This is a genomic window from Chryseobacterium culicis (assembly GCF_002979755.1).
Classification (GTDB): domain Bacteria; phylum Bacteroidota; class Bacteroidia; order Flavobacteriales; family Weeksellaceae; genus Chryseobacterium; species Chryseobacterium culicis_A.
Genome location: NZ_PCPP01000001.1, coordinates 639,526 through 662,440 on the forward strand (window position 1 = coordinate 639,526; position 22,915 = coordinate 662,440).

At 35.4% G+C, this 22,915-nt stretch carries 18 protein-coding genes; 9 read left to right on the top strand and 9 right to left on the bottom strand.

Features of this window, described 5'->3' with window-relative positions:
• Positions 1-24: 24 nt before the first annotated feature.
• The 4 genes from CQ022_RS03000 to CQ022_RS03015 all read right to left on the bottom strand — a co-directional run bounded on the left by CQ022_RS03000 (position 25) and on the right by CQ022_RS03015 (position 3,287).
• Positions 25-1,206, bottom strand: a complete 1,182-nt coding sequence (locus CQ022_RS03000) for a M28 family peptidase (protein ID WP_105682420.1) — start codon at positions 1,204-1,206, stop codon at positions 25-27.
• Between the two features lie 376 nt (positions 1,207-1,582).
• Positions 1,583-1,927 (bottom strand): 50S ribosomal protein L20, encoded by a 345-nt coding sequence (gene rplT / locus CQ022_RS03005; RefSeq protein ID WP_034694451.1) that lies wholly within the window; start codon positions 1,925-1,927, stop codon positions 1,583-1,585.
• Positions 1,928-2,046: 119 nt separating this feature from the next.
• Positions 2,047-2,244, bottom strand: a complete 198-nt coding sequence (gene rpmI, locus CQ022_RS03010) for a 50S ribosomal protein L35 (protein WP_002979658.1) — start codon at positions 2,242-2,244, stop codon at positions 2,047-2,049.
• Positions 2,245-2,465: 221 nt separating this feature from the next.
• On the bottom strand, positions 2,466-3,287 hold the full coding sequence (locus CQ022_RS03015; protein WP_105682419.1) for an alpha/beta fold hydrolase: 822 nt from the start codon (positions 3,285-3,287) through the stop codon (positions 2,466-2,468).
• Between the two features lie 1,007 nt (positions 3,288-4,294).
• Between CQ022_RS03015 and CQ022_RS03025 the strand changes: the two genes are divergently transcribed.
• The 3 genes from CQ022_RS03025 to CQ022_RS03035 are packed head-to-tail and all read left to right on the top strand — an operon-like array spanning position 4,295 to position 9,663.
• The gene (locus CQ022_RS03025) at positions 4,295-6,763 is read left to right on the top strand and encodes a tetratricopeptide repeat protein (protein WP_105682417.1); all 2,469 of its coding nucleotides are present in this window, start codon (positions 4,295-4,297) and stop codon (positions 6,761-6,763) included.
• Between the two features lie 60 nt (positions 6,764-6,823).
• Positions 6,824-9,031, top strand: coding sequence for an ATP-binding protein (locus tag CQ022_RS03030; RefSeq protein ID WP_105682416.1), 2,208 nt, complete (start codon positions 6,824-6,826; stop codon positions 9,029-9,031).
• 2 nt (positions 9,032-9,033) lie between these two features.
• Positions 9,034-9,663 (top strand): response regulator, encoded by a 630-nt coding sequence (locus tag CQ022_RS03035; RefSeq protein WP_105682415.1) that lies wholly within the window; start codon positions 9,034-9,036, stop codon positions 9,661-9,663.
• Positions 9,664-9,740: 77 nt separating this feature from the next.
• On the opposite strand, the gene CQ022_RS03040 is transcribed toward CQ022_RS03035, so the two are convergent.
• Together CQ022_RS03040 and CQ022_RS03045 are read right to left on the bottom strand one after the other, a co-directional pair.
• Positions 9,741-10,307 (bottom strand): hypothetical protein, encoded by a 567-nt coding sequence (locus tag CQ022_RS03040; protein ID WP_105682414.1) that lies wholly within the window; start codon positions 10,305-10,307, stop codon positions 9,741-9,743.
• 309 nt (positions 10,308-10,616) lie between these two features.
• Complete coding sequence (locus CQ022_RS03045) at positions 10,617-11,687, bottom strand: resolvase (RefSeq protein ID WP_105682782.1); 1,071 nt, start codon at positions 11,685-11,687, stop codon at positions 10,617-10,619.
• Between the two features lie 158 nt (positions 11,688-11,845).
• Between CQ022_RS03045 and CQ022_RS03050 the strand changes: the two genes are divergently transcribed.
• Positions 11,846-12,406: a hypothetical protein gene (locus tag CQ022_RS03050; RefSeq protein ID WP_105682413.1), complete on the top strand. Its 561-nt coding sequence runs from the start codon at positions 11,846-11,848 to the stop codon at positions 12,404-12,406.
• Positions 12,407-12,557: 151 nt separating this feature from the next.
• Here CQ022_RS03050 and infC read toward each other — a convergent pair whose 3' ends face one another.
• The gene (infC, locus tag CQ022_RS03055; RefSeq protein ID WP_027372223.1) at positions 12,558-13,058 is read right to left on the bottom strand and encodes a translation initiation factor IF-3; all 501 of its coding nucleotides are present in this window, start codon (positions 13,056-13,058) and stop codon (positions 12,558-12,560) included.
• Positions 13,059-13,222: 164 nt separating this feature from the next.
• A complete protein-coding gene (gene thrS, locus CQ022_RS03060) occupies positions 13,223-15,142 on the bottom strand; it encodes a threonine--tRNA ligase (RefSeq protein ID WP_105682412.1) in 1,920 nt (639 codons plus the stop codon).
• A 244-nt stretch (positions 15,143-15,386) separates the two neighbouring features.
• Here thrS and CQ022_RS03065 point away from each other — a divergent pair, with 244 nt between their 5' ends.
• On the top strand, positions 15,387-16,361 hold the full coding sequence (locus tag CQ022_RS03065) for a dipeptidase (protein WP_105682411.1): 975 nt from the start codon (positions 15,387-15,389) through the stop codon (positions 16,359-16,361).
• Positions 16,362-16,647: 286 nt separating this feature from the next.
• On the opposite strand, the gene CQ022_RS03070 is transcribed toward CQ022_RS03065, so the two are convergent.
• The gene (locus CQ022_RS03070; protein ID WP_105682410.1) at positions 16,648-18,192 is read right to left on the bottom strand and encodes a hypothetical protein; all 1,545 of its coding nucleotides are present in this window, start codon (positions 18,190-18,192) and stop codon (positions 16,648-16,650) included.
• 148 nt (positions 18,193-18,340) lie between these two features.
• Here CQ022_RS03070 and CQ022_RS03075 point away from each other — a divergent pair, with 148 nt between their 5' ends.
• The 4 genes from CQ022_RS03075 (at position 18,341) to leuB (ending at position 22,856) form a co-directional block, all read left to right on the top strand.
• Positions 18,341-19,504 carry a 2-isopropylmalate synthase gene (locus CQ022_RS03075; RefSeq protein ID WP_105682409.1) on the top strand — a complete coding sequence of 388 codons (1,164 nt, stop codon included), beginning with the start codon at positions 18,341-18,343 and terminating at the stop codon, positions 19,502-19,504.
• A gap of 28 nt (positions 19,505-19,532) precedes the next feature.
• On the top strand, positions 19,533-20,921 hold the full coding sequence (gene leuC, locus CQ022_RS03080) for a 3-isopropylmalate dehydratase large subunit (RefSeq protein ID WP_105682408.1): 1,389 nt from the start codon (positions 19,533-19,535) through the stop codon (positions 20,919-20,921).
• Between the two features lie 221 nt (positions 20,922-21,142).
• Complete coding sequence (gene leuD, locus CQ022_RS03085) at positions 21,143-21,751, top strand: 3-isopropylmalate dehydratase small subunit (RefSeq protein WP_105682407.1); 609 nt, start codon at positions 21,143-21,145, stop codon at positions 21,749-21,751.
• The gene (gene leuB / locus CQ022_RS03090) at positions 21,732-22,856 is read left to right on the top strand and encodes a 3-isopropylmalate dehydrogenase (protein ID WP_105682406.1); all 1,125 of its coding nucleotides are present in this window, start codon (positions 21,732-21,734) and stop codon (positions 22,854-22,856) included. Before leuD ends, leuB begins: the two co-directional genes overlap by 20 nt.
• The last annotated feature ends 59 nt before the right edge of the window (positions 22,857-22,915 follow it).

The following is a 22,915-nucleotide window of genomic DNA, read 5'->3' on the forward strand; positions in this document are numbered from 1 at the left end:
TAATTCTGAATATCCAGCCTGACATTATTTATTAATGATTATTTTTTTGGTTGTATTTCCTTTATCAGTTTTAATCGTAAAGGTATAGACTCCGTTTTCTAATGCCGAAGTATTTATTTTTTCCTGATTTTCAAAACTTAAAACAGTGTTTCCCGCCATATCGTTTACTTCAACTTTGAATTCTTTTACTTTTTGCTGAAATTCCACTGTTACAAGGTCTTTAGCCGGATTGGGATAAACTCGGATGGCTTCACCGGATTTTTGTAAAGAGGTGTCGTTTGTACTTAACAGGTTGCTGGCTGTAGAGGCAACAGCAAAATGTTGTAAAGCTCCCACAGCTGCTTTTCCTACATTGAAAATATATACAGGATCCAGATTGGCAAAAGTGTCATTTACCGTATGTTCGTTTTCACTTCTCAAATACTCATAGAAACCGGTAATGGTATATCCTTTGGCTTCAAAAGGCATATAATCGGAGCTGTAGGCATAAGAAAGATGAGTCTGAAGAGGAGAATAAAGAGTCGTACAGTTCATCAGTTCCTGTGTTACAGCGTTAGAGGCTGTATTATTGGATGATACACCGCCTGTATCTCTTTCGCAGGTAATGGTATTGTTATTATTTCCAATAAGTCCACCTACCTGGTCAATATTTAAAACCAGTTTTATATCCAGAACCTGGCTGCCATTCTGATAAGCCACATTATTTACATAATGACTGCTTCCCACAAGACCTTGTTCTTCACCGGAAAAATGAATAAACTTGATGGAGTATTCTGTCGGAATATTTTTCAATATTCTTGCTGCTTCCAGAATAATAGAAGTTCCGCTGCCGTTGTCACTTACTCCGGGACCTACAATGGTATCATAATGTCCGCAGATGATAACATATTTGTTGGGATATACATTTCCTGTCTTGGTAATGATTAAATTTTTTGAAGTGCTGCTCCCGTAGGTGAAAGTATCTTCAGACATATTACTTGCAGTATATCCATAGGACAGATATTTGTTTTTAAGCCAGTCCAATGCATTGGTGTTTGCCGTTGTACCTGTTTTTTTTACCCCAAACCCTGCAAATTCCTGAAGGTTGGTCGTAATATTGGCTTGGGTAACCATATCTGCTCGGTCTTCATACGCTTGAATAAAACTCTGTGCACCCATATTCTGCAGGGCAATGGAAGTGAGCAATAAAGCTGCAACTTTTTTCATTTTGATACTTTCTTTAGAGATTGCTAATATAATAATAAATCATCATTTATTATTAATAATCACAAGTATTAATGTTTATTTGCTTCATTTTTTGATAAAAATATGTCTTTTTATGTAATTTATCATCATGTTATATTAAAATTCATTTAATGGATGAGATATGTTTATATTTTTCGTTTGTTTTATGTGTTTTGGTTTAAATATTTTACAATCTGAGAATTTCTATCCGGCAACTAGGGCTGTTGATATGGTAATTACCCTGAAATGCACATGATGGCAGCTGGATTTTGAACAGCACTAAAAAAAATGAAAAGTATATAACAAAAAAATCCCGGGAAAATCCCGGGACTATATTGATAACAAAATCTATTCTACATTATTTTACTTGATCTACAACAGCTTTGAAAGCTTCAGGGTGATTCATTGCTAAATCTGCTAAAACTTTTCTGTTAAGTTCGATGTTGTTCTTTTTAAGAGCTCCCATAAATTGAGAGTAAGACATTCCGTGCTCTCTAGTTCCCGCGTTGATACGAGTGATCCAAAGTGCTCTGAAATTTCTCTTCTTCTCTTTTCTACCACGGTAAGCATATTGCATTGCTTTTTCTACCGCGTTTTTAGCTACAGTCCAAACGTTCTTTCTTCTTCCGAAGAAACCTTTAGCTTGCTTAAAAATTTTCTTTCTGCGAGCTCTTGAAGCTACGGCATTTACTGATCTTGGCATAATTTAAATTGTTTTTTTGAAAAGGGCGGCAACGGATGTTACTCTTATTTGCACCGTTTCAGGGTTAAATTGTTGAATTTGTTTTGAATTCTTATAAACCGAATATAGATTTATAAAAACTACTTAATTGCTAATTGACGTTGAACGCTTTTCTCGTCCACTTTAGCTACGTAAGAAGTAGTAGTAAGATTTCTCTTCTGCTTAGTTTCTTTCTTAGTTAAGATGTGGCTTTTGTAAGCATTTTTTCTTTTGATCTTACCAGAACCGGTAAGAGCAAAACGCTTTTTAGCACCTGATTTCGTTTTTAATTTTGGCATTGTTTTGCTTTTTTATTGTTTTTGTTATCAATATCTGTTTTGGTTACCCCTAAGGACATTAGGAATAATAGTCTGCAAAATTAAGAAAAATAAGTGAGACATGAAAGGATTTTTTAATATGCTTAAACAGGAAGAACAATGATCTGTAAATTAAAAAGACAGACCTGCATGGAAACTGGTCTGCCTTTTATAGGTAAGCGCTTTAAAATAAGCCTAATCTGTTAAGATTTGAAGAATGCCAAAAGATCTCTGTTGATCGTTTCTGCTTCTGTTGTCGGCATTCCATGAGGGAAACCTGGATAAGAGATGAGTTTTCCGTTTTTAAGCAGGGTAGCAGCCACTTTACCAGTGGTTTCAAAAGGAACAATCTGATCATCTTCACCATGCATTACCAATATCGGTACATCCACGCTTTTAAGGTCTTCTGTAAAATCTGTTTCAGAGAAAGCCTTTACACAATCATAATGAGCTTTAATAGAACCACTCATTCCCTGTCTCCACCAGTTTCTCTGGATTCCTTCAGATACTTTGGCACCTTCTCTGTTGTAGCCGTAAAAAGGGAAGGTAATATCAATGAAGAATTGTTGTCTGTGTTTCGCTGTATTATTTCGGATATCATCAAAAACAGAAATAGGAACTCCATTCGGATTGTTCTCATTTTGTACCATAATAGGAGTTACAGCACTTACCAGAACAGCTTTTGCCACTCTTCCGTTACCATGTTTCGCTACATATCGGATCACTTCGCCTCCTCCTGTAGAATGTCCTACGTGGATGACATCTTTTAAATCCAATGCTGAAACAATTTCCGCAACATCAGAAGCGTAAGTGTCCATATCGTGTCCGTAAGGAGTCTGCTCTGATCTTCCGTGTCCTCTTCTGTCATGAGCAATTACTCTGTAGCCTTGTTCTAGAAAGAAGAACATTTGGGCATCCCAGTCGTCACTTGATAATGGCCATCCGTGGTGAAAGAAAATAGGTTGTCCTTTTCCCCAGTCTTTGTAATAAATTTCTGTTCCGTCTTTTAATGTAAGTGTGCTCATTGTTTCTTTTTTTAATGATTAGTGAATTTGTCTTTTTTATAATCACAAATGTAGATAGAAAATCTTCACTATATATTGATCTAAGATAATATTTGATTAATAATTTTTAAATAATAATAAGATATAAATAACATTAATTAAAATGTAAATGGATTGAAAATCTTTATCTTATGACGAGCCGCGAATAAAAAAAGGCTCAGCATTACTTTTAAACAGCCTCTGAATGATGATGTATATGATGAAATATAGCTGATAACAGGGATTGTCATATTTTTCAATTCTCTCTACTATTGATGAATGATTTTTATAATTTCTTTCTTATAGAATTTCCACTTAATATATTCACACTTAAAGTTTTAATTTAAAATATGCTTTCATCTGCAGATTTACATATAGAACGAGCCTTGTTTCTTGCTGTTTTGATTTTATTTTTCGGAGCAGGATTTTTAGTCACGCTCATTACTTTTATAATTAACTCATTGCTAAAGAAAAATAAAAAAGCGCGGTATTATTTTTTTGTATTTCTGATTTCGGGAATCATCGGAGTGGTTTTGGCAGTGTTCTATTGTTATATGATATTTCTATAACAGGTTGAATACAACAATTCCCTAAAACTGCATATAAGGACTAGAAAAAATTTAAAAAACCACCAGTATCAGGGATATTTTTATGGAATCTCTTTTATTACCTTCGTTCCGGAATTCATTAAAAATAATATTGTGAAAAATTGATGATTTATCAGCAATGGAGAACAATAGTTAATGATAATGACTGACAGACATTTCTCTTAGATGCATATTGATTTTATGACTTTTATAGCTTTCTTTTTCACCCCATAATTAAATGATAAATTCTTATTTCGAACTAAGATTACAATCACAAAGCGTGGGTAAAAACAATAACAAAATGGAGTGAAGGAGAAGCTGTAAAAGGAATGAAAGGCTCAAAATGAAGTATTCCTGAAGCGGAAAATGGGAAAGACGGAAAACAAATAGTAATTTTAAAGAATGGCACACCGGATTTATTTATATAATTATGATCAGAAAACGAATCAATCATTTAATACTCATCTGGGAGAGTGGAACTATGAAATACCGCTATTGCTGTATCCTCTCATTGCGGAAAATAGTAAAGTGGAAGGTGTTGAGTTTATTTCTGACAAAGAACAGGGAATCGTCCAGCTGCGTTATTTTTTCAATTTACTGGCAGACACCTATCAGCTGCATTACAAAAAAGCTTACTACGAACCTGTTAACACAATATTTGAGTTCCTGGAAGCGTTGCCCTACGATTCTTTCGTCTTGAATGCTACAGATGTTTTCAATATGAACGAAGAAAAGCACAAAGTTCAGGCAAAAGAATGGTTAGTTGAGATTCAGCAGAAAAGAAAATTATACAAGAAGGCTGTTGAAACCCAAAATCTCTCTTTGCTGGATTCTTTATTTTCACACACAGGTTACTCCTCATTTCTTGAGATTTTACAAACCGACTGGATTAATTACGGTCTGGGATATTTTGAAGAACTTGCCTATAAAAAGGTAGCATCTTCAATATTTGAAAAAGACGGGAAATTTGGATTGAAGGATGCAAAGGGTGTTGTTTTGGTGCCATCTGTTTATGACGAGATTTTTGAGGCGGACTATCATCATAACATATCAGTGATTCAAAAAGAGGGACTGTTCGGTTACCTGCAAAGTGATGGAAAAGAACTGATTCCTCCCATTTATGAAGATGCCTTTGAGGTGTTTGATTTTGCTCTGGAGCCATTTGGTGAAGTAAAAGTGAACGGAAAGTCGGGTATTTTAAAAATTTACTCAAATACCTGGTTGGTTCCTGCTGATTATGATGCCGTTGAGAGGCTAGCGTATGGATTTTTAGGTGTAGAAATCGCCGGAAGATTTGGCGTTTACAGCGATGAAAACGGACTGATTATTCCTGTGGAAAGCGAAAACGCCTATGAATATGATTATTTTCCGGAGCTGTTTTTTAGCAGACAGCAAGGAACCGGTAAGCGTAGATATTATACAAAAGAAGGGAATTATCTGGGCGATTTTGTAGAAGACAGCCTTTTAAAAACCAGCACCTGTTTTTGGGTAAAACCCAATAAATTCAATAAAAAAGGAAAGCTGATAGATGAAAATGGTAATACTATAATAGACGAAGCAGATCAGTTGATTGTAATAGATAATTTTGATACACTGGCAGTTCGTAAAGATAAAAGCTGGAAGCTCTATGACCCTTCAAAACATCAGTTCTTATTAGAAAATGAAAGGATTACTAAAGTAAAAGCAATATCCAATGTCGGATATAAAAGCAATGTCTTTACTCTGGAAACCCAAAATGGATCAGGACTTTTCGATGCTGAGCATGATATCTGGCTCATTGCTCCTCAATTTGAAATTAAGCAGATTCATTATTTGGAAAATGGATTTTTATCGGTTCAAAAAAATAATGGCTATCAATTGTATGATTTTGAAAAGGGTTTATCAGCTGAAAAGTATGAATACATCTCTAATCCTTTGAATTATAGAAAGGAAGAAGGACTTTTGTTTTTGTATAAAGGAGAAAGCATGTTGAGAATGAATGAAGATAAATCTATTCAGCAGGTAGAAACTTCGGGGTATGGTACGATTTATCTGGATAGGTATTCCTTTAGAGGAAAAGATCTGGAACACTTTATTTCCTTTTATAATCGATGGAAAAATCAGGCAGGTAGCAATTCTGAACAATTTCTGGAGACAGAAGTCATTAAAAAACTGGCTTTTGATGCAAAGGACAATCAAAATTATCAGGAGGCATTGCGTCTGTTTCAGCTTTCTGCTCAGAAAAATGATGTGGATAGTTGGGTAGAAATGGGTATTTTATATACAGATCCTGACATTGAAATGCTGTTTGATCCGCAAAAAGGCATGATGTATTATGAAAAAGCAGCCCAATACAATCATCCTGTGGCATGGAACAATATCGGAACCTTATATCACAATGGAATAGGATATTCTTTTAATATCAAAAAAGCCATTCAGGCATATGAAAAAGGTGCTGAACTAGGGGATGGAATGGCTCTTACCAATTTAGGCGATTTGTATTATTTTGGAGAACATGTAATACAGGATTATGATAAAGCTTTGGCTTTTTATCAGAAGGCAGAGAAAAAGTATTACTACAATTACGATAAAATTTCAGAAATCTATTATCAGTTAAGAGATTATAAAAATCTTTTAGAGTATTTAAAGAAGGACTATGATCAATCTTATTCAGGCATCTATTATGGGATTATCTATGAACATGGAATGGGAGTGAAAATTGATTTGAAGAAAGCGGTTAAATATTACGAACAGGCCAATGCTTACAGTGCCTACGAATACGCTACCCAACGTTTGCTGTATTATTATGGTAATGATTCCACCTTTAAAAATGAAAAGAAATTCCAGAAATGGAAATCTTTTGCTGAAGAAAATGGCTTTGAAACCAATTAACCGTATTTACCTATATTTGCGTTCTTTACAATATGACAACTTAATAAAGATAAGGGTTTGATGCACAGGTTATTATTGATATTTGCTTTATTTGTTTTTCCGTTTTTTGTTCAGGCACAGGATGTTTTAAGCAAGTTAGAAAGGGAATACAGCCATGCCTCAAACAATACGGTTGAACAGCTTAATCTGGCTCCCAAATATGCGACTGCCTTATTTTTTCATAACCTCAAACCTAAGTCTTACCAGATTTTAGCCACCAACATTTCCCTTGCTGCAAAGCAGGCAGATGGAAAGTATGCCACCATATTATACGCGGTGCAAGCCATGAATTATCGGCTGGATAATAAAACAGCTGAGTCTTCAAAAAGTCTTGACATGGCAAAGGCATATAGTTTAAAAACGAATAATAATGAGGCTAAAGGCTATTTTAATTACGCTAAAGGCTGGATTCTGATCCGCAATAATAAAACAACTGATGCCGTTGCTGCTTATTTAAAAGCGATCGAATATTATGAAAATGCTCCAACAACCTCTACACTGTATGGGAGATTTGGTAACGTAGCGAAAGAATTGTCCACTATTTATTCCAACCTCAATGAGTACCAGCTGGAAGAGAAATACAGCAAACAGTTTTTGTTGTTAGCATCGAAACAAAATGATCCCAACCTTATCTTCGATGCCTACATGAGAATGGGCTATGTGTATGAACAAAAATATACGCAAAACCCATCCAATACGGAGCTGAGAGATAAAACAGAGCAATATTATTTGCAGGCTATCACGACTTTCAATAAAAATAAAGACAGGATGCTTAACAGGAGCAGTCTTTCCTATGCAGCGATCAATTTAGCCAATCTGTATACTGGTTTCGACAGTGATAAGGCAAGGCATTATGCCCAGTTAGCTAATAAAGTGAGTCTGGAAACTGGGGACGCTATTCATATTGCTTCTTCATTCGGGATTCTGGCAGAGCTGGCCATACAGGATAAAAATTATGATTTAGCGAAGTCTTATTTTCTAAAAGCCTCTATGGAAATTGGGAAAAGTCCGGTGCGTGATCATAATATTGAATTATCTATTCTTGAATCATTATCCAGAATTAGCGAAGAACAGGGGAATTACCAGGAAGCACTCACTTACTATAAAAGTTATGTAGATCAATACAAAAGTGTTTATGACCAGGAAAAACTGGATATTACCAAAAGATTAGAATCTCAATTTGATAAAGAGCGCCAGGAACAGAAATATATCAAGTTACAGCTGGAAAGCGACAAAAAAGCACAGGAAATTAAGTTGATCAACATCCTTCGGGCACAGCGTGAGCAGGTATATAACAACTTAAAACTGGTGGAAGAAAACCAACGTGAACGACTGAAGTTTTCAGAACTTGAATCCGAGAAAAAAGAACAGCAGCTTCGGTTGGCAAAACTGGAAACTCAACAGAAGAACAACGATATTAATAATTTTAAAAAGTTACTGGCATTCAAAGAGAAGATCAATACTTATTATATCTTTTTTATCATCTTCTTTATTATTTTGATCCTCTTATTGCTGTATGCTTATCAACAACGTGCAAAATCTATTAAGAGAAGAGATGAACTGCATGCTTTGGCTATGGAAAAAGAGAAACAAAACTCAAAAATTTCTACGCTTACCGCATTGCTGGAAGGGCAGGAACAGGAGCGTGGTCGTCTTGCCCGTGATCTTCATGATGGATTAGGAGGCCTGCTTTCAGGAACGAAACATCAGTTGTCTTATTTAAATCCTCATCAGTCCGAAAATATAGAGGAGGGAATTTCAAAATCAATTGATCAGATTGATGGCGCTGTAGAAGAGCTAAGAAGGGTTGCCCATAATTTAATGCCTGATTTATTAATGAAATATGGTTTGGAAGTTGCAATTAAGGAATTTGCCTCCCGTATATCCAATAATGCATTAGACATTCACACTGAGTTTATCAATTACAGTAATTCCATTTCACAGGAAAAGCAATTGATTATTTACAGGATCATTCAGGAATTGGTCAACAATGCGATAAAACATGCCAATACATCTGAAATTATTATTCAGATCAGCGAAGAAGAAAATCTATTAAACCTTACCGTAGAAGACAATGGTAAAGGTTTTGATCCCGCAGGATTAAATGCCAGAAAAACAGCTGGTTTTCATAATATAGAACTAAGAGTCCAATTTCTAAAAGGAACCATGAATATCACTTCTGAATTGAATATTGGTACCAGCATAGAACTTCAAATCCCTATGTATTAAACATGATAAAAGTAGCCATAACAGATGATCACCCACTTCTATTAGAAGGGTTGAAGAATATTTTAGGAAATAGTGATACGATAGATGTAGTAGATTGCTTCAGAAACGTTTCTGAGATGAATACAGGTCTTGCAAAACAAGAGGTCGACATTTTATTGCTGGACATCAATCTGGTAGATACCAACAGCATTGAACTGATTAAACCCTTAAAGAAAAAGTACGGCAACCTCCAGATTATTATCCTGAGTGTTCACAATGAACTGCCCGTAATTAACAGTACCCTGGCTGAAGGGGCTTTGGGATATATTCAAAAGAATGCCTCAGTTTCCGAAATCCTGGAAGGAATTACTGCTGTATATGCCGGGAACAGGTTTTTATGCTCTCAAACGAAGTCTGTTTTGGAGAAAAAATCAACGGATGGATTAAACCATGTTCCGAAATTAACACGAAGAGAAAAAGAAATTCTGGCTGAAGCCTCAAAAGGTTTGACAACCAATCAAATGGCGGAAAAGCTTTTCATCAGTCCGCATACTGTAGAAAGCCACAGAAAGAATCTTATTGAAAAATTTCAGACTTCTAATCTGAGTTCGGCCATAAAATTAGCCATAGAATACGGATTAATTATCGAATAAATATTCAACCAGCAAAAAGGTCTGCTTACATCGCAAAGCAGACCTTTTTTATATAAATTTAAAATTAGGTGTAATTATTAATCTTTGAATTTGAGTGCAGCCTGGAACAGGTTTTTCTTTCCTATTAAATCATACTCATCATTATATTCGGGCTGATACATTAATAGGAAAACCCTGCCGTCAAAATCCTTCAGATTGATAGGCTGATCCACCATAATATCATAAAACCTAGTAATAGTACGGGTAGCTGTCCATTGTTTTGCGTTGCCTTTAGGGTTTTTATCAAATCTATGGTCTTTTGCATCTGTATAATACCAGTAAGAAGGTGCAGAATCCATTAAAAACATTTCTTTGTCCTTGTTATACAATTCCTCCGCCATGCCTGTATTCTGAAACCATGGAACCTCAGTGTTCAAAAGACCCAGTGCTCCGGCATAAATATCTTTATTTGTGGTGGCTCCCACTAAAAAACCTTCCAGATTGTTAGAGGTAATCTCGAATAGGAAAGGGGATTTTTTCAGTTCATAAACATCATTGACAGGCTGAATTACTTTTCCGTCCTGTTTAACCACAACTTTTAACGATTGTGCGAAAGTCATAAAACTTAATAAACTAAAAAGGAGTGTCAAACTTAATTTTTTCATTGTATCTCTTTAAATAATTGCAGCAAAGATATTAGACTTTATACCCATACGCACTGGCTGATTTCAGGGGTTTTTATTATTGAAATTGTTAAAATTTTTATCTAATAAAACCATTAAGAAGAGCTTAAGAAATAAAGTATAGTTAAGATGAATCATTCTTATCTTTAAGCTTAAAGCGAAACTTATCTTAATACTCTCAACATCTTAATACGATCTTAATGTTTCAAAATATAAAAGTTTACACAAGTTCATATTCCTTTAAATGTAAATTGTATTTTCATTGAGATCCTAATTCTCTCAGTTTTCTTACTAAAACAGATCAGCTTTCAACTGTATTTTTATATAAGCCGTTTTTTGCTTTTTACCATTGGCTGAAGGAGAATTAAGGGGATAGACTTCTGCATAAAAGGTGTCATTAGCTGTCCAGAATGCCTTTTTTTCGTCTGCTATTTTGAAGTTGGTGAAATTTACATATAAAAGATTATCCTGTTTTTTGGTTTGCGGAAAATATTGAGAAATAAGAAAATCACTTCCCACATCATTATTGGAGGAGACAAAGGTAACCCAGCCTTTCGTAGGGAGAATTTGGGGATAACCATCTGTACCCAGTTCAAACATAACGGCATTTTTTATTTGGTAAAAAGAGTAAAATGAATCTGCAACTTCGTCAGAATTTTCTTTGAAAACCTCCAGGTTTAAGTAAGGGGATCGCCCTACATATTCATTCGCAAGCGGTCCGGTTTCTGTAGATATATTTTCATGTTGGGTAATAACTTCTTCTCTGCCATTTTCTTTGTATACCCAGTTGTCATTCTGCAGTGTTATATTCGGATTCTTCACCAATGTTTCATCGATTCTGTTTTTTGAGTTGGTTTTAAATTCCTGCTCTGAAATCTCAGTAATGGTACCGAATTTCTTAAAAGATTTATTCTTAAAATCACTAGACTTCTTAAATGTGCTGCTTCTGATCTCATAAAGATCCACACTATTTAAAGTAAGGGCAAATGCAGGCGTAAATTCTGATTTCAGGACAAAAGCTTCAATGCTGTTCGAAATATTGTTATCAATACTGTAGTGAATAGAATAGAAGTCCTCAAACTCTTCAAATCCATAGTAATTATCGAGTTTATTATAGGCCATTTTCAAATGGGCCGCATCTTTACCGGGAGTGACAAAAAACTGTATAGAATCCAGCTTGGTGAATAATTGAAAGGGTACATCCAGAACATTATCAACTCCTTTTATTTTTTTGAAATCAGCCAGTGTTATTTTTTTTTGCTTAATTTCAGTTGTGGTTTTATCTGCGTCCGATGTTTTATTCTGTTGATTACATCCTGCAAGAACTATCACGGATGATATAAAGATTGGAAAGATTTTCATTTTATATTTTTCCGCAAATGTATCTGTATTCAGGTCTGTAGCCAACAAAACCTTCTGATATAGGGAATAAATGGCTGAAAACAGGGATATATTGAACGGTAGATTTTGGAGAATTTTACAAAAACGATAACCCAGATATTATTAATTATTTAAAAAAGATGAAAAACGTAATAACCAGCTTTTCAATGGTGATGATGTTGTTAGTTTCCTGTTCACCTACAACAGAAAAAAAAGTGAACAAGGCAGATTCTGCAAATGCAAAAGTACATCAGATTTCTACACCTGATCCGGCAAAGAATAAGGTCGTGAAATCAGAGATTCCTAATGATTTTTCAACATTAGTTCCTATTGATGTATTGAATAGCAAGAGTACAGATGTGTATGAAAAATTTGGTATAGAGTTCTCGGGGAACTGTTATTCATGTGATTTGGCAAGCCTGTCCATAACAAAGAAGAAAATAATATGGACCAATGTTTGTGATGAAAAGGATACCTTTGAAACTAATGATTTCTCATTCTCCAATGACGGAAATAAAGCCATTTTTAAAACATCAGAAAGAACTTATATTTTAACCCAAATAGATCAAGCACCCGTTTACGAACTGTCTGTAGAAGGGCAAAAACTGGATTTGAAAAACAAAAGAATATCCAAATATTTTACCACCAAAAAAGCTTTACCTCTTTTTACAGAGCATGACTGTGGTGATTTTGAAGGATAACAAAACTCTGTAAATTTCTTTCTTAAAAATGATTGTTGATCCGGGTGGTAGAGTAGTCTGAATCAACAATCATTAAATTTTTTTCCCTAAAAATAGGAACACAAAAAAACCTCAAATTGCTTTGAGGTTTATATGTAAAATAATGATTTAATTATTTTGCTGGTTTTTTAGGACTCATCATCATAATCATCCTTTTTCCTTCAAGTTTAGGAAGCTGGTCTACTTTACCCACGTGCTCCAATTCCTGAGCAAGTTTTAAAAGCAAAATTTCTCCCTGATCCTTAAAGATAATTGAACGTCCTTTAAAAAATACGTAGGTTTTTAATTTAGAACCCTCTTCAAGGAATTTTTCAGCATGTTTCTTCTTGAATTCGTAATCGTGGTCATCAGTCTGAGGTCCGAAACGGATCTCTTTTACTACCACTTTTACCTGTTTAGCTTTAAGTTCCTTTTGTTTTTTCTTTTGCTCGTATAAGAATTTTTTATATTCCAATACTCTCGCAATAAATGGTTCTGCCTTGTCAGAAATTACTACTAAATCCAATTCTTGTTCCGCAGCAATCTGTCTTGCTTTGTCAATTGGATAGATTCCTGGCTCTACGTTATCGCCCACTAAACGAAGCTCTCTCACACGAATTTTATCGTTGATCAAGTGTAAGTCCTCTTGTACCGGACGTCTCTGTGGGCCCCTGTTGTTAAATCTTTGTGCTATTGTATTATAATTTTATTGGTTAATTACTTAATTTAATTGATTCAAATATTTAAAATTGAAGGATTCTGTTAATTTTTAAATCCTTCAATCTTTTAATTTTAAATTTATATGGCTGCTTCTTTTTTGAAGAAAGCAACGAAATCCTCCAGCTTCATCACTCCAAGATCTCCTTCTCCACGTCTTCTTACAGAAATCGTGCCTTCATTTTCCTCATTTTCTCCTACTACAAGCATGAAAGGAATTTTATTCAATTCAGCATCACGGATCTTTTTACCTGTCTTCTCGTTTCTGTCATCAATCTGACCGCTAATATCGTGATTTTCCAAAAATTGTGAAACTTTTTTTGAATAATCTACATATTTTTCACTGATCGGTAGAATAATAAACTGATCCGGGCTCAGCCATAATGGGAAATCTCCTGCTGTATTTTCTAACAAAATAGCAATGAAACGTTCCATAGAACCGAAAGGAGCTCTGTGAATCATTACCGGTCTGTGCTTTTCATTATCATTTCCAATATAATGAAGATCAAATCTTTCCGGTAAGTTATAATCCACCTGGATAGTTCCCAGCTGCCATTTTCTTCCTAAAGCATCTTTCACCATGAAGTCAAGTTTAGGACCGTAGAATGCCGCTTCTCCGTATTCTACTACTGTTTTTAAACCTTTCTTCTGAGCTGCATTGATGATCGCACTTTCTGCTTTCTCCCAGTTTTCATCAGAACCGATATATTTTTGTTTGTTTTCAGGATCTCTTAAGGATACCTGAGTTACAAAATCTTCAAAACCTAAAGATTTGAAAACATAAAGGGTAAGATCAATTACCTTTTCAAATTCTTCAGAAAGCTGATCCGGAGTACAGAAAAGGTGAGCATCATCCTGAGTAAATCCACGAACTCTTGTTAATCCGTGAAGCTCTCCACTTTGCTCATATCTGTAAACAGTACCGAATTCTGCATATCTCTTAGGCAAATCTCTGTAGCTCCATTGTGAAGTTTTGTAAATTTCACAGTGGTGAGGACAGTTCATTGGCTTCAGTAAGAATTCTTCTCCTTCATTAGGCGTTTTAATCGGCTGGAAGCTGTCTTCCCCATACTTATCCCAGTGTCCTGAAGTTACATATAATTCTTTCGCTCCGATGTGTGGAGACATTACAAATTCATAACCTCCTTTTTTCTGAGCATCAGAAAGGAAATTTTCTAATTTTCTTCTTAAAGCAGTTCCTTTTGGTAACCAAAGTGGTAACCCAGCACCTACTTTTTCAGAGAATGCGAATATTCCAAGTTCTTTACCTAATTTTCTGTGGTCTCTTCTTTTAGCTTCTTCCAGTCTTTCAAGGTATTCAGTAAGGTCTTTCTGCTTAGGGAAAGAAATACCATATACTCTTGTCAATTGAGGATTCTTTTCATTACCTCTCCAGTAAGCTCCTGCTGCATTTAATATCTTAACCGCTTTTACGATTCCAGTGTTTGGAATGTGACCACCACGGCATAAGTCTGTAAAGTTATCATGCGTTACAAAAGTGATTTCTCCGTCATTAAGATTTGAAATCAGTTCAACTTTGTAAGGGTTATCGGCATAGGTTTTTAAAGCATCTTCTTTTGAAACCGGATATAAAGAGAATGTAGAACCTTTCTTTGCATTTTCAAGGATCTTTTTCTCAATCTTTTCAAAATCTTTTTCAGATAAGCTTTCATCCCCGAAATCCACGTCATAGTAGAATCCGCTTTCAATAGCAGGACCGATCGTCAACTTAGCATTAGGATAAAACTCAAGGATTGCCTGCGCCAAAAGGTGGGCAGAAGAGTGCCAGAAAGCCTTCTTTCCAAGATCATCATTCCAAGTCAAAAGCTGTACCGTGGAATCCGTGGTTATAGGTGTGGTCGTTTCTACTTGTTGGTCATTAACGATTGCGGAAATGGTATTTCTAGCCAATCCCTCGCTTATAGATTTTGCCACATCTAGAGCAGTAACTGCTCCTTCGAATTCTTTGACACTATTGTCTGGAAGTGTAATTTTTATCATTGTTTACTAAGAAATTTTAAGAGGCAAAAATACGGAATTTTTAGATAAAATACTATATTAGCATATATTTAGAATGAGAATTAATATTAAAAATGAAAAAGACGAGGGTGGTTTTTGTCTCATAGAATTCCATATTCACTTTATCCCAGAAAAATACTTTAGAATTTTCGGGTATTTATTTTCTTAGTAATAAAGCTCATTTTCTTTTCGAAAGTATTTAAAAACAAACCAATTACAATTCAATATGAATACGATAAATGTAGATTTGCACTGCGACTTATTATGTTATTTACTTGAGCCGGGCTCATTAATTGATGATAAAGAACTTGGTTGTTCACTTCCTTATTTAAAAGAAGGAAATGTGAAGCTTCAGGTGATGGCTATATACTCATCAACAGGTGAAAATAGTACTGTTTACGGTGCTAAACAGAGCGAAATATTTTCAAATCTCCTGCAAAATGAAAACTTTTTCTTATTTGAAGGGGAAAACTATAAAAATACCGATAATACAGGCAAAGTAGGAGTTATTGCTTCTATTGAAAACGCATCTGGCTTTTGTAGTGAAGATGAAACCTTAGAATCTGGCTTTAAAAATCTGGAAGCGATCATTGAAAAAACACAGCGAATTCTTTACCTGGGAATAACCCATCATACTGAAAACCGCTTTGGAGGAGGAAATAATTCTGATGTTGGACTGAAAGAGGATGGAAAAGTTCTGCTTGATTACTTTTCAGAAAAAAATATTGCCATTGATCTGGCTCATACCAGTGATCAGCTTGCCTATGGAATTCTTAATTATATAGACCAAAAAAATTATAAGATCCCTATTATAGCAAGCCATTCTAACTATAGGCCTGTACATGACAAAAAAAGAAATCTTCCTGATGAACTGGCAAAAGAAGTCATTAGAAGGAAAGGATTAATTGGACTCAATTTTATCCGTAACTGTATTGATGAGAAAAATCCTGAGGTACTATATGAACATATTCAATATGGTCTTGATTTAGGAGGAGAAGATTTTATTGCCTATGGTGCTGATTTTTTCTTTTGCAAAAACCATCCGGACAAATCCCGTCATCCTTTCTTTTTTGAAGGATATGATGATGCATCTGCTTTTAATTCCATCAACAAAGAAATTGAAAAGCGCTTTTCTTCCGAATTGGTAGAAAAGATCAGCCATAAAAATGCTTTGAATTTTATAGAGCATCTGTATAAATAAACTATTCTTGTTTGATTGCATCAAAGCATAATTAACAGGTCGCTCCTCCGGAGCTTTATTTTCACGGTGACTTCATAATGTCTATTAACAGAAGATCCCGATGGGATCATACCAGCTCCAATAGGAGCTAATTGTTAATAGAAAGTATTTGGTTTTAAAATTAGAGCTCTGGAGGAGTGACCTGTTAATACCTAATGATAAGATAAAAAATGTTTTTTATATGTTTTATTTTAGATTAAATAAAGTATTGTAAAATATTGTAATATAGCATATTATGTGTTTTTATTTAATGTTTTCTTTTGTACTTTACTTTCTGCTTGATAATCTCAATCACGTCAACATGTTGCACTTTAGATTTAATCCATCCATGAATATCAATATAGAATAATGAACGACGGTAATATTCATTATTGGAAAACTCTTCCAGCTTTTTATCAAAGCTTTCAAATGCTTTCTGTCTTTGATCCGGCACCTGATTATTAAGGTTCTTAAAAAACTGAATGCTTTCAAAATGGAACTCTTCCGGTTTTTTCATTTTCCTGGCAAACTTTAAAGTAGAGGCAATAAATTCATCATAGTCTTCATCATTTCCCGACTCATATTTGGCCATTAAAATTAAAATCCGGGTATGAAATAATAGATCTTCCTGTACATTTCCCTTAGATTCTATAACCCTCATGGAATATTCAATCGATTTGTCAAACATTTTACTGCCGAAGAACATAGCGGCCATTTTCAGATAGAGAATCATGAAATGGTGCTCATCAATTCTTTCTCTGAGTTTTTCCATTTTTAATTCTACCTCAGGAATAAGCTTTGTTCCGGTAAAAAATTCCCCTTTTACAAAGTGAATATTCATTAGCGTATTATAATGGGTAAGGAAAATAAGAGATTGAAGGTTTTCATTCTGTACAAAATTCTCTGCATGTACCATTGTATTAAAATTCTCAAAATGCTCTTCCAGAATATCAATATTTCCATACAGGAAAAGAATCTTCAGCAGATAAGTATTTCCTTTAATATACCAGACAGGGTGACTGTAGATCATCTCGGGTTTTTTATGAAAAAGATCTACCCATTGATAGGCATATTTCAGGGTGTATTTGTAGTCCTGTAAAAGCTGGTTTTTCCAGACATGGGCTTTGTAATACCATAGTTTTTCCGTGAAATTCAGTTTCTCAGGGTTGATGTTTTTAATCTCAGCATTGAAAATATCCATAACTTCTTGCCGATCTGTATCATTTTTTACATAGCCATGAGTCAGCATTTCACTGTATAATTTCAGCGAAAGATTAGATAGTTTTGTCGTATAGCGGTTCTGTTTGCTAATCTCCTGAGATTGCTTGATCAATTCTTCGGCACGGCCTTCAATACTTCGTGTAATAAATTGTGATTCAATTACTTTTTCAAGATCTATAATTTCAGAAGCAATACTTTTTTCATCCAGTTCCAGTGCAGATTGTTTGGTTTTGTCTAATATTTTTAAAGCCTGTTTGTAAAGTCCTTTCTGATAAAGGATATTGGCAAAATCTAATTGCTCCCGAAGCTGGATTCTGTAGTTCTGATGGCTCGGGTTCATGCGGAGACTCACCAGGATTTGTTTATAAAGATGGGCTTTAAGGTTGGAAAGCTGTTGTTTCGTAGAAATTTTCTTCTCAATAATCACACTTTCATCGTATTCCTTCATTTTATCCATCTCAGAAAATAGTAAAAGAAATTTGGCATCTACATTAATTCCGAGACGGTTTACGTAGAGCTTAAACTGTCTTTTTTCAGAGGTGGTCAATGACTTTACCAATACAAACAAAAAATCTTTCTGCAATTCTGCCATTGTAAATTTTTAGAAATTAAATTATTGATTAACAAATAAATACGTCTATTTTTTCAGCTATTGAATATTGTAATTTTCAGAAAAAATGAAAATGAAAAAATATTGCAAGCTGTAGTTTTGAGCCAAAATTAAGTAAAAAACTTCATTTATGAATTCCGAAAAAATTGAAATTTTTGATACGACACTGAGAGATGGGGAGCAGGTTCCGGGGTGCAAACTGAATACGGAACAAAAGCTGATTATTGCTGAAAGGCTTGATGAATTAGGAATTGATATCATTGAAGCAGGATTTCCAATTTCCAGTCCTGGAGATTTTGAATCTGTTTCAGAAATTTCAAAACTGGTAAGAAATGCTAAGGTTTGCGGACTGACGAGAGCGAATAAAAAGGATATTGATACAGCGGCAGAGGCACTGAAGTTTGCAAAGAGACCAAGAATACATACCGGGATCGGTACTTCTGATTCTCATATTAAATACAAATTCAACTCCACAAGAGAGGATATTATTGAAAGAGCTGCCGAAGCGGTAAGATATGCCAAAACGTATGTGGAAGATGTAGAATTTTATGCTGAAGATGCCGGAAGAACAGACAATGAATATCTGGCGCAGGTTTGCGAGGCTGTTATCAAAGCAGGAGCCACTGTCTTAAATATTCCTGATACAACAGGGTATTGTCTCCCTGAAGAATATGGTCAGAAAATAAAATACCTGAGAGAAAATGTAAAAGGGATTGAAAAAGCAGTGCTTTCTTGTCATTGTCATAATGATCTTGGACTGGCTACTGCGAATTCCATTGCGGGAGCGATTAACGGAGCCCGCCAGATTGAATGTACGATCAATGGACTGGGAGAAAGAGCGGGTAATACGGCGTTGGAAGAAGTGGTTATGATTTTAAAACAGCATAAAGATTTGCATCTTCATACCGATGTCAATTCCAGAATGCTGAATGAAATGAGTACAATGGTGTCTGATCTGATGGGAATGTCTGTGCAGCCAAACAAAGCTATTGTAGGAGCTAATGCCTTTGCTCACAGCTCAGGAATTCATCAGGATGGCGTGATTAAAAACAGAGAAACTTATGAAATTATTGATCCTGCAGAAGTAGGGGTAAATGCTTCTTCAATTATTCTTACTGCCAGAAGCGGCCGTTCAGCCTTGGCTTACCGTTTCAAACATATTGGATATGAGGTTACCAAAAATGAATTGGATTATCTGTATCAGGAGTTTTTAAAAATTGCAGATCTTAAAAAAGAAATAGGAAATGATGATCTGAGCCTGATGATGGATTCTTTCAGTAGAAAAATAGGATAGGTTTGATTTAAATCAAGATAAAAGTAAAATGAACAACAATAAAAAGACGCTTTTTGATAAAGTATGGGACGCTCACGTGGTAGAAACCATTCCTGACGGACCTCAGATCATTTATATAGACAAACATCTTATTCATGAGGTAACCAGTCCTCAGGCTTTTGCGGAACTTGAATCCAGAAATCTGGAAATTTTCAGACCGGAACAGATTGTAGCCACTGCAGATCACAATGTACCTACATTGCATCAGGAACAGCCTATTAAAGATGAACTTTCAAGAAATCAGGTAGAGCAGCTTACGGAAAACTGTAAGAAAAATAATATTGAACTTTTCGGATTGGGACATCAATATCAGGGAATTGTTCATATCATCGCTCCGGAATTAGGGATTACCCAGCCGGGAATGAGTATTGTCTGCGGAGATAGCCATACCTCTACCCATGGAGCATTTGGATCTATTGCTTTTGGAATCGGAACAAGTCAGGTTGCCCAGGTATTTGCAAGCCAGTGTTTGTTGCTTAACAAGCCAAAATCCATGAGAGTAACCGTTAATGGGACACTGAATGAAAATGTTCAGCCTAAAGATGTTATTCTTTATATCATTTCAAAAATAGGAACCGATGGCGGAACAGGATATTTCTGTGAATATGCAGGAAATGTGTTCGAAGAAATGTCGATGGAAGGAAGAATGACCGTCTGCAATATGAGTATTGAAATGGGTGCCAGAGGCGGAATGATTGCTCCTGATGAAACTACTTTTGAATATGTACAAGGGAGAAAATTTGCGCCCAAAGGAGAAGACTGGAATGAAAAAGTAGCCTATTGGAGCACTCTGAAAACAGATGAAGGGGCTGTATTTGATGAGGAACTTAGCTTTGATGCTTCAGATATCTATCCAATGATTACTTACGGAACCAACCCGGGAATGGGAATTTCAATCCGTGAAGTGATTCCGGTACCACAGAATGAATCCGAAGAGAAAGCTTTGAAATATATGGGACTGGAAGCTGGACAGGCTGTGAACAGCATCAAGGTTAATTATGTTTTCATAGGAAGTTGTACCAATGCACGAATAGAGGATTTCCGTTCTGCGGCTCAATATATCAAAGGAAAAAGCAAATCTGAGGCTGTAAAAGCTCTGATTGTTCCCGGATCTCAGCAGGTTGTTAAGCAGATTTACGCAGAAGGATTGGATAAAATATTCAATGAGGCGGGGTTTCAGATTCGTCAGCCGGGATGTTCAGCATGTCTGGCGATGAATGATGATAAAATTCCGGAAGGGGAATATTGTGTTTCCACTTCCAACAGAAACTTTGAAGGCAGGCAGGGACAAGGTTCAAGAACCATTCTTGCCAGTCCGCTTACCGCAGCAAAAGCAGCCATAGAAGGTAAAATTTCAGCTTTTGAAAGTGTAAACTAAAAGTAATTTTAAATTATGTTTAAACCACAAAGACACAAAAGGTTGTAACGCTTACGTAAGAAGAAGTTATCATTGGCTTGCATAACAAGAGCACTTAAGCTTTTTGAAAATCTTTGATTTTCATTCTTATGCGAATTTCTTATATGGGTTCTTTTTATCCTTTCTTAAGTAAACTGAAGTGAAAAAACTTTTGTGGTTCAAAGTCTAACAATGTAGAATACATGCAAAAATTAGTTGTTTTAAAATCCCGCGCAGTTCCATTGCCGGCAGAAAATATAGATACAGACCAGATTATTCCGGCTCGATTCCTGAAAAGTATAGACAGAAAAGGTTTCGGAGAAAATCTGTTCAGAGACTGGAGGTTCAATATTCATACAGGAGAACCGAATCCTGATTTTGTTTTGAATAATCCTAAATTCAGTGGTGAAATTTTGGTGGCAGGAAATAATTTCGGGTGTGGAAGCAGCCGTGAACATGCAGCGTGGTCATTAACTGATTATGGTTTCAAAGTAATTATTTCCAGCTATTTTGCGGATATTTTTAAAGGAAATGCCTTAAATAACGGGCTTCTTCCTGTAAAGGTTTCCGAAGAATTTTTAAAAGAAATCCTAGAAGGAATCAATGAAAATCCAGACAATGAAATTGCCATTGATGTGGAATTACAGTCTGTAAGCTTTAAAGATACCACTGAAACTTTCGAAATTGATTCTTACAAAAAAATATGCCTGTTAAACGGCTATGACGATATTGATTTTCTAATCAGCAGAAAACAAACCATCACAGAATTTGAATTAAAAACACAAAAAGCAAATGAGCAACAATTATTTTAAAATCGCAGTTCTTCCCGGAGATGGGATTGGCCCGGAAATTATTAGTGAAAGCATTAAAATATTAGATGTTATTGCGGAAGCTTTTCAATGTAAATTCCATTTTGACTATGGATTGATCGGGGCAGAAGCTATTTTTAAGACAGGAAATCCTTTGCCTGAGGAGACGTTGAAAATATGTAAAGAATCTGATGCCGTACTTTTCGGAGCTATCGGGGATCCGATTTTTGATAACAATCCGGAAGCGAAAGTGAGACCGGAACAAGGATTATTGAAACTACGTAAAGAATTGGGGTTGTTTGCCAATATCCGTCCCTTGAAAACGTATGCATCATTAATTGATAAAAGTCCGCTTAAAAGAGAGATTATCGAAGGTGCGGATATCCAGATTTTCAGAGAGCTGGTAAGTGGAATTTATTTTGGTGAAAAATTTACAGACCCGGAAGGAGCCTATGCTTATGATATCTGCAAATACAGCCGTGAAGATATTATTCCTATCGCCCATATGGCCTTTCAGGAGGCTCAGAAAAGAAAGAAAAAGCTTACTCTTATTGATAAAGCTAATGTTTTGGACACTTCAAGGTTATGGCGAAAAATATGTCAGGAAATTGCGCCAGAATATCCGGATGTACAGCTTGATTATATGTTTGTAGATAATGCAGCTATGCAGTTGATCCTTAATCCTAAACATTTTGATGTTATTTTGACCGAAAATATGTTTGGCGATATTATTTCTGATGAAGCCAGTGTGATTGGCGGTTCTATCGGACTGCTTCCATCTGCTTCAGTAGGAGAGAAGAATGCCCTGTTTGAGCCTATCCATGGATCTTATCCACAGGCAAAAGGAAAAGGAATTGCCAACCCTATTGCTTCTATTTTAAGTGTGGCCATGATGCTGGATCATCTTAATGTAAAGGCTGCCGCAGATAAATTGAGACAATCTGTAGAACATGCTATTGAAAACAAGTATGTTACCATTGATCTTAATACCAAACAATATTATTCAACGAGTGAAGTGGGAAGCTTTATCGCTGACCATATCAGATATTCCGAGAAATCATATTACAATTTTGAAAATATCAAGATCGGAAAATCTACCATTGTATAGAAACAAAAAGTTCAGTTAGATAGTTAGAAAGAGAAGTTCCGCCTCATATGAGACGGAAC

Excerpts from the sequence above, each read along its gene's own strand:
- CQ022_RS03000 (WP_105682420.1), bottom strand. The coding sequence starts at position 1,206 with ATGAAAAAAGTTGCAGCTTTATTGCTCACTTCCATTGCCCTGCAGAAT.
- rplT (WP_034694451.1), bottom strand. The coding sequence starts at position 1,927 with ATGCCAAGATCAGTAAATGCCGTAGCTTCAAGAGCTCGCAGAAAGAAA.
- rpmI (WP_002979658.1), bottom strand. The coding sequence starts at position 2,244 with ATGCCAAAATTAAAAACGAAATCAGGTGCTAAAAAGCGTTTTGCTCTT.
- CQ022_RS03015 (WP_105682419.1), bottom strand. The coding sequence starts at position 3,287 with ATGAGCACACTTACATTAAAAGACGGAACAGAAATTTATTACAAAGAC.
- CQ022_RS03025 (WP_105682417.1), top strand. The coding sequence starts at position 4,295 with ATGGCACACCGGATTTATTTATATAATTATGATCAGAAAACGAATCAA.
- CQ022_RS03030 (WP_105682416.1), top strand. The coding sequence starts at position 6,824 with ATGCACAGGTTATTATTGATATTTGCTTTATTTGTTTTTCCGTTTTTT.
- CQ022_RS03035 (WP_105682415.1), top strand. The coding sequence starts at position 9,034 with ATGATAAAAGTAGCCATAACAGATGATCACCCACTTCTATTAGAAGGG.
- CQ022_RS03040 (WP_105682414.1), bottom strand. The coding sequence starts at position 10,307 with ATGAAAAAATTAAGTTTGACACTCCTTTTTAGTTTATTAAGTTTTATG.
- CQ022_RS03045 (WP_105682782.1), bottom strand. The coding sequence starts at position 11,687 with ATGAAAATCTTTCCAATCTTTATATCATCCGTGATAGTTCTTGCAGGA.
- CQ022_RS03050 (WP_105682413.1), top strand. The coding sequence starts at position 11,846 with ATGAAAAACGTAATAACCAGCTTTTCAATGGTGATGATGTTGTTAGTT.
- thrS (WP_105682412.1), bottom strand. The coding sequence starts at position 15,142 with ATGATAAAAATTACACTTCCAGACAATAGTGTCAAAGAATTCGAAGGA.
- CQ022_RS03065 (WP_105682411.1), top strand. The coding sequence starts at position 15,387 with ATGAATACGATAAATGTAGATTTGCACTGCGACTTATTATGTTATTTA.
- CQ022_RS03070 (WP_105682410.1), bottom strand. The coding sequence starts at position 18,192 with ATGGCAGAATTGCAGAAAGATTTTTTGTTTGTATTGGTAAAGTCATTG.
- CQ022_RS03075 (WP_105682409.1), top strand. The coding sequence starts at position 18,341 with ATGAATTCCGAAAAAATTGAAATTTTTGATACGACACTGAGAGATGGG.
- leuC (WP_105682408.1), top strand. The coding sequence starts at position 19,533 with ATGAACAACAATAAAAAGACGCTTTTTGATAAAGTATGGGACGCTCAC.
- leuD (WP_105682407.1), top strand. The coding sequence starts at position 21,143 with ATGCAAAAATTAGTTGTTTTAAAATCCCGCGCAGTTCCATTGCCGGCA.
- leuB (WP_105682406.1), top strand. The coding sequence starts at position 21,732 with ATGAGCAACAATTATTTTAAAATCGCAGTTCTTCCCGGAGATGGGATT.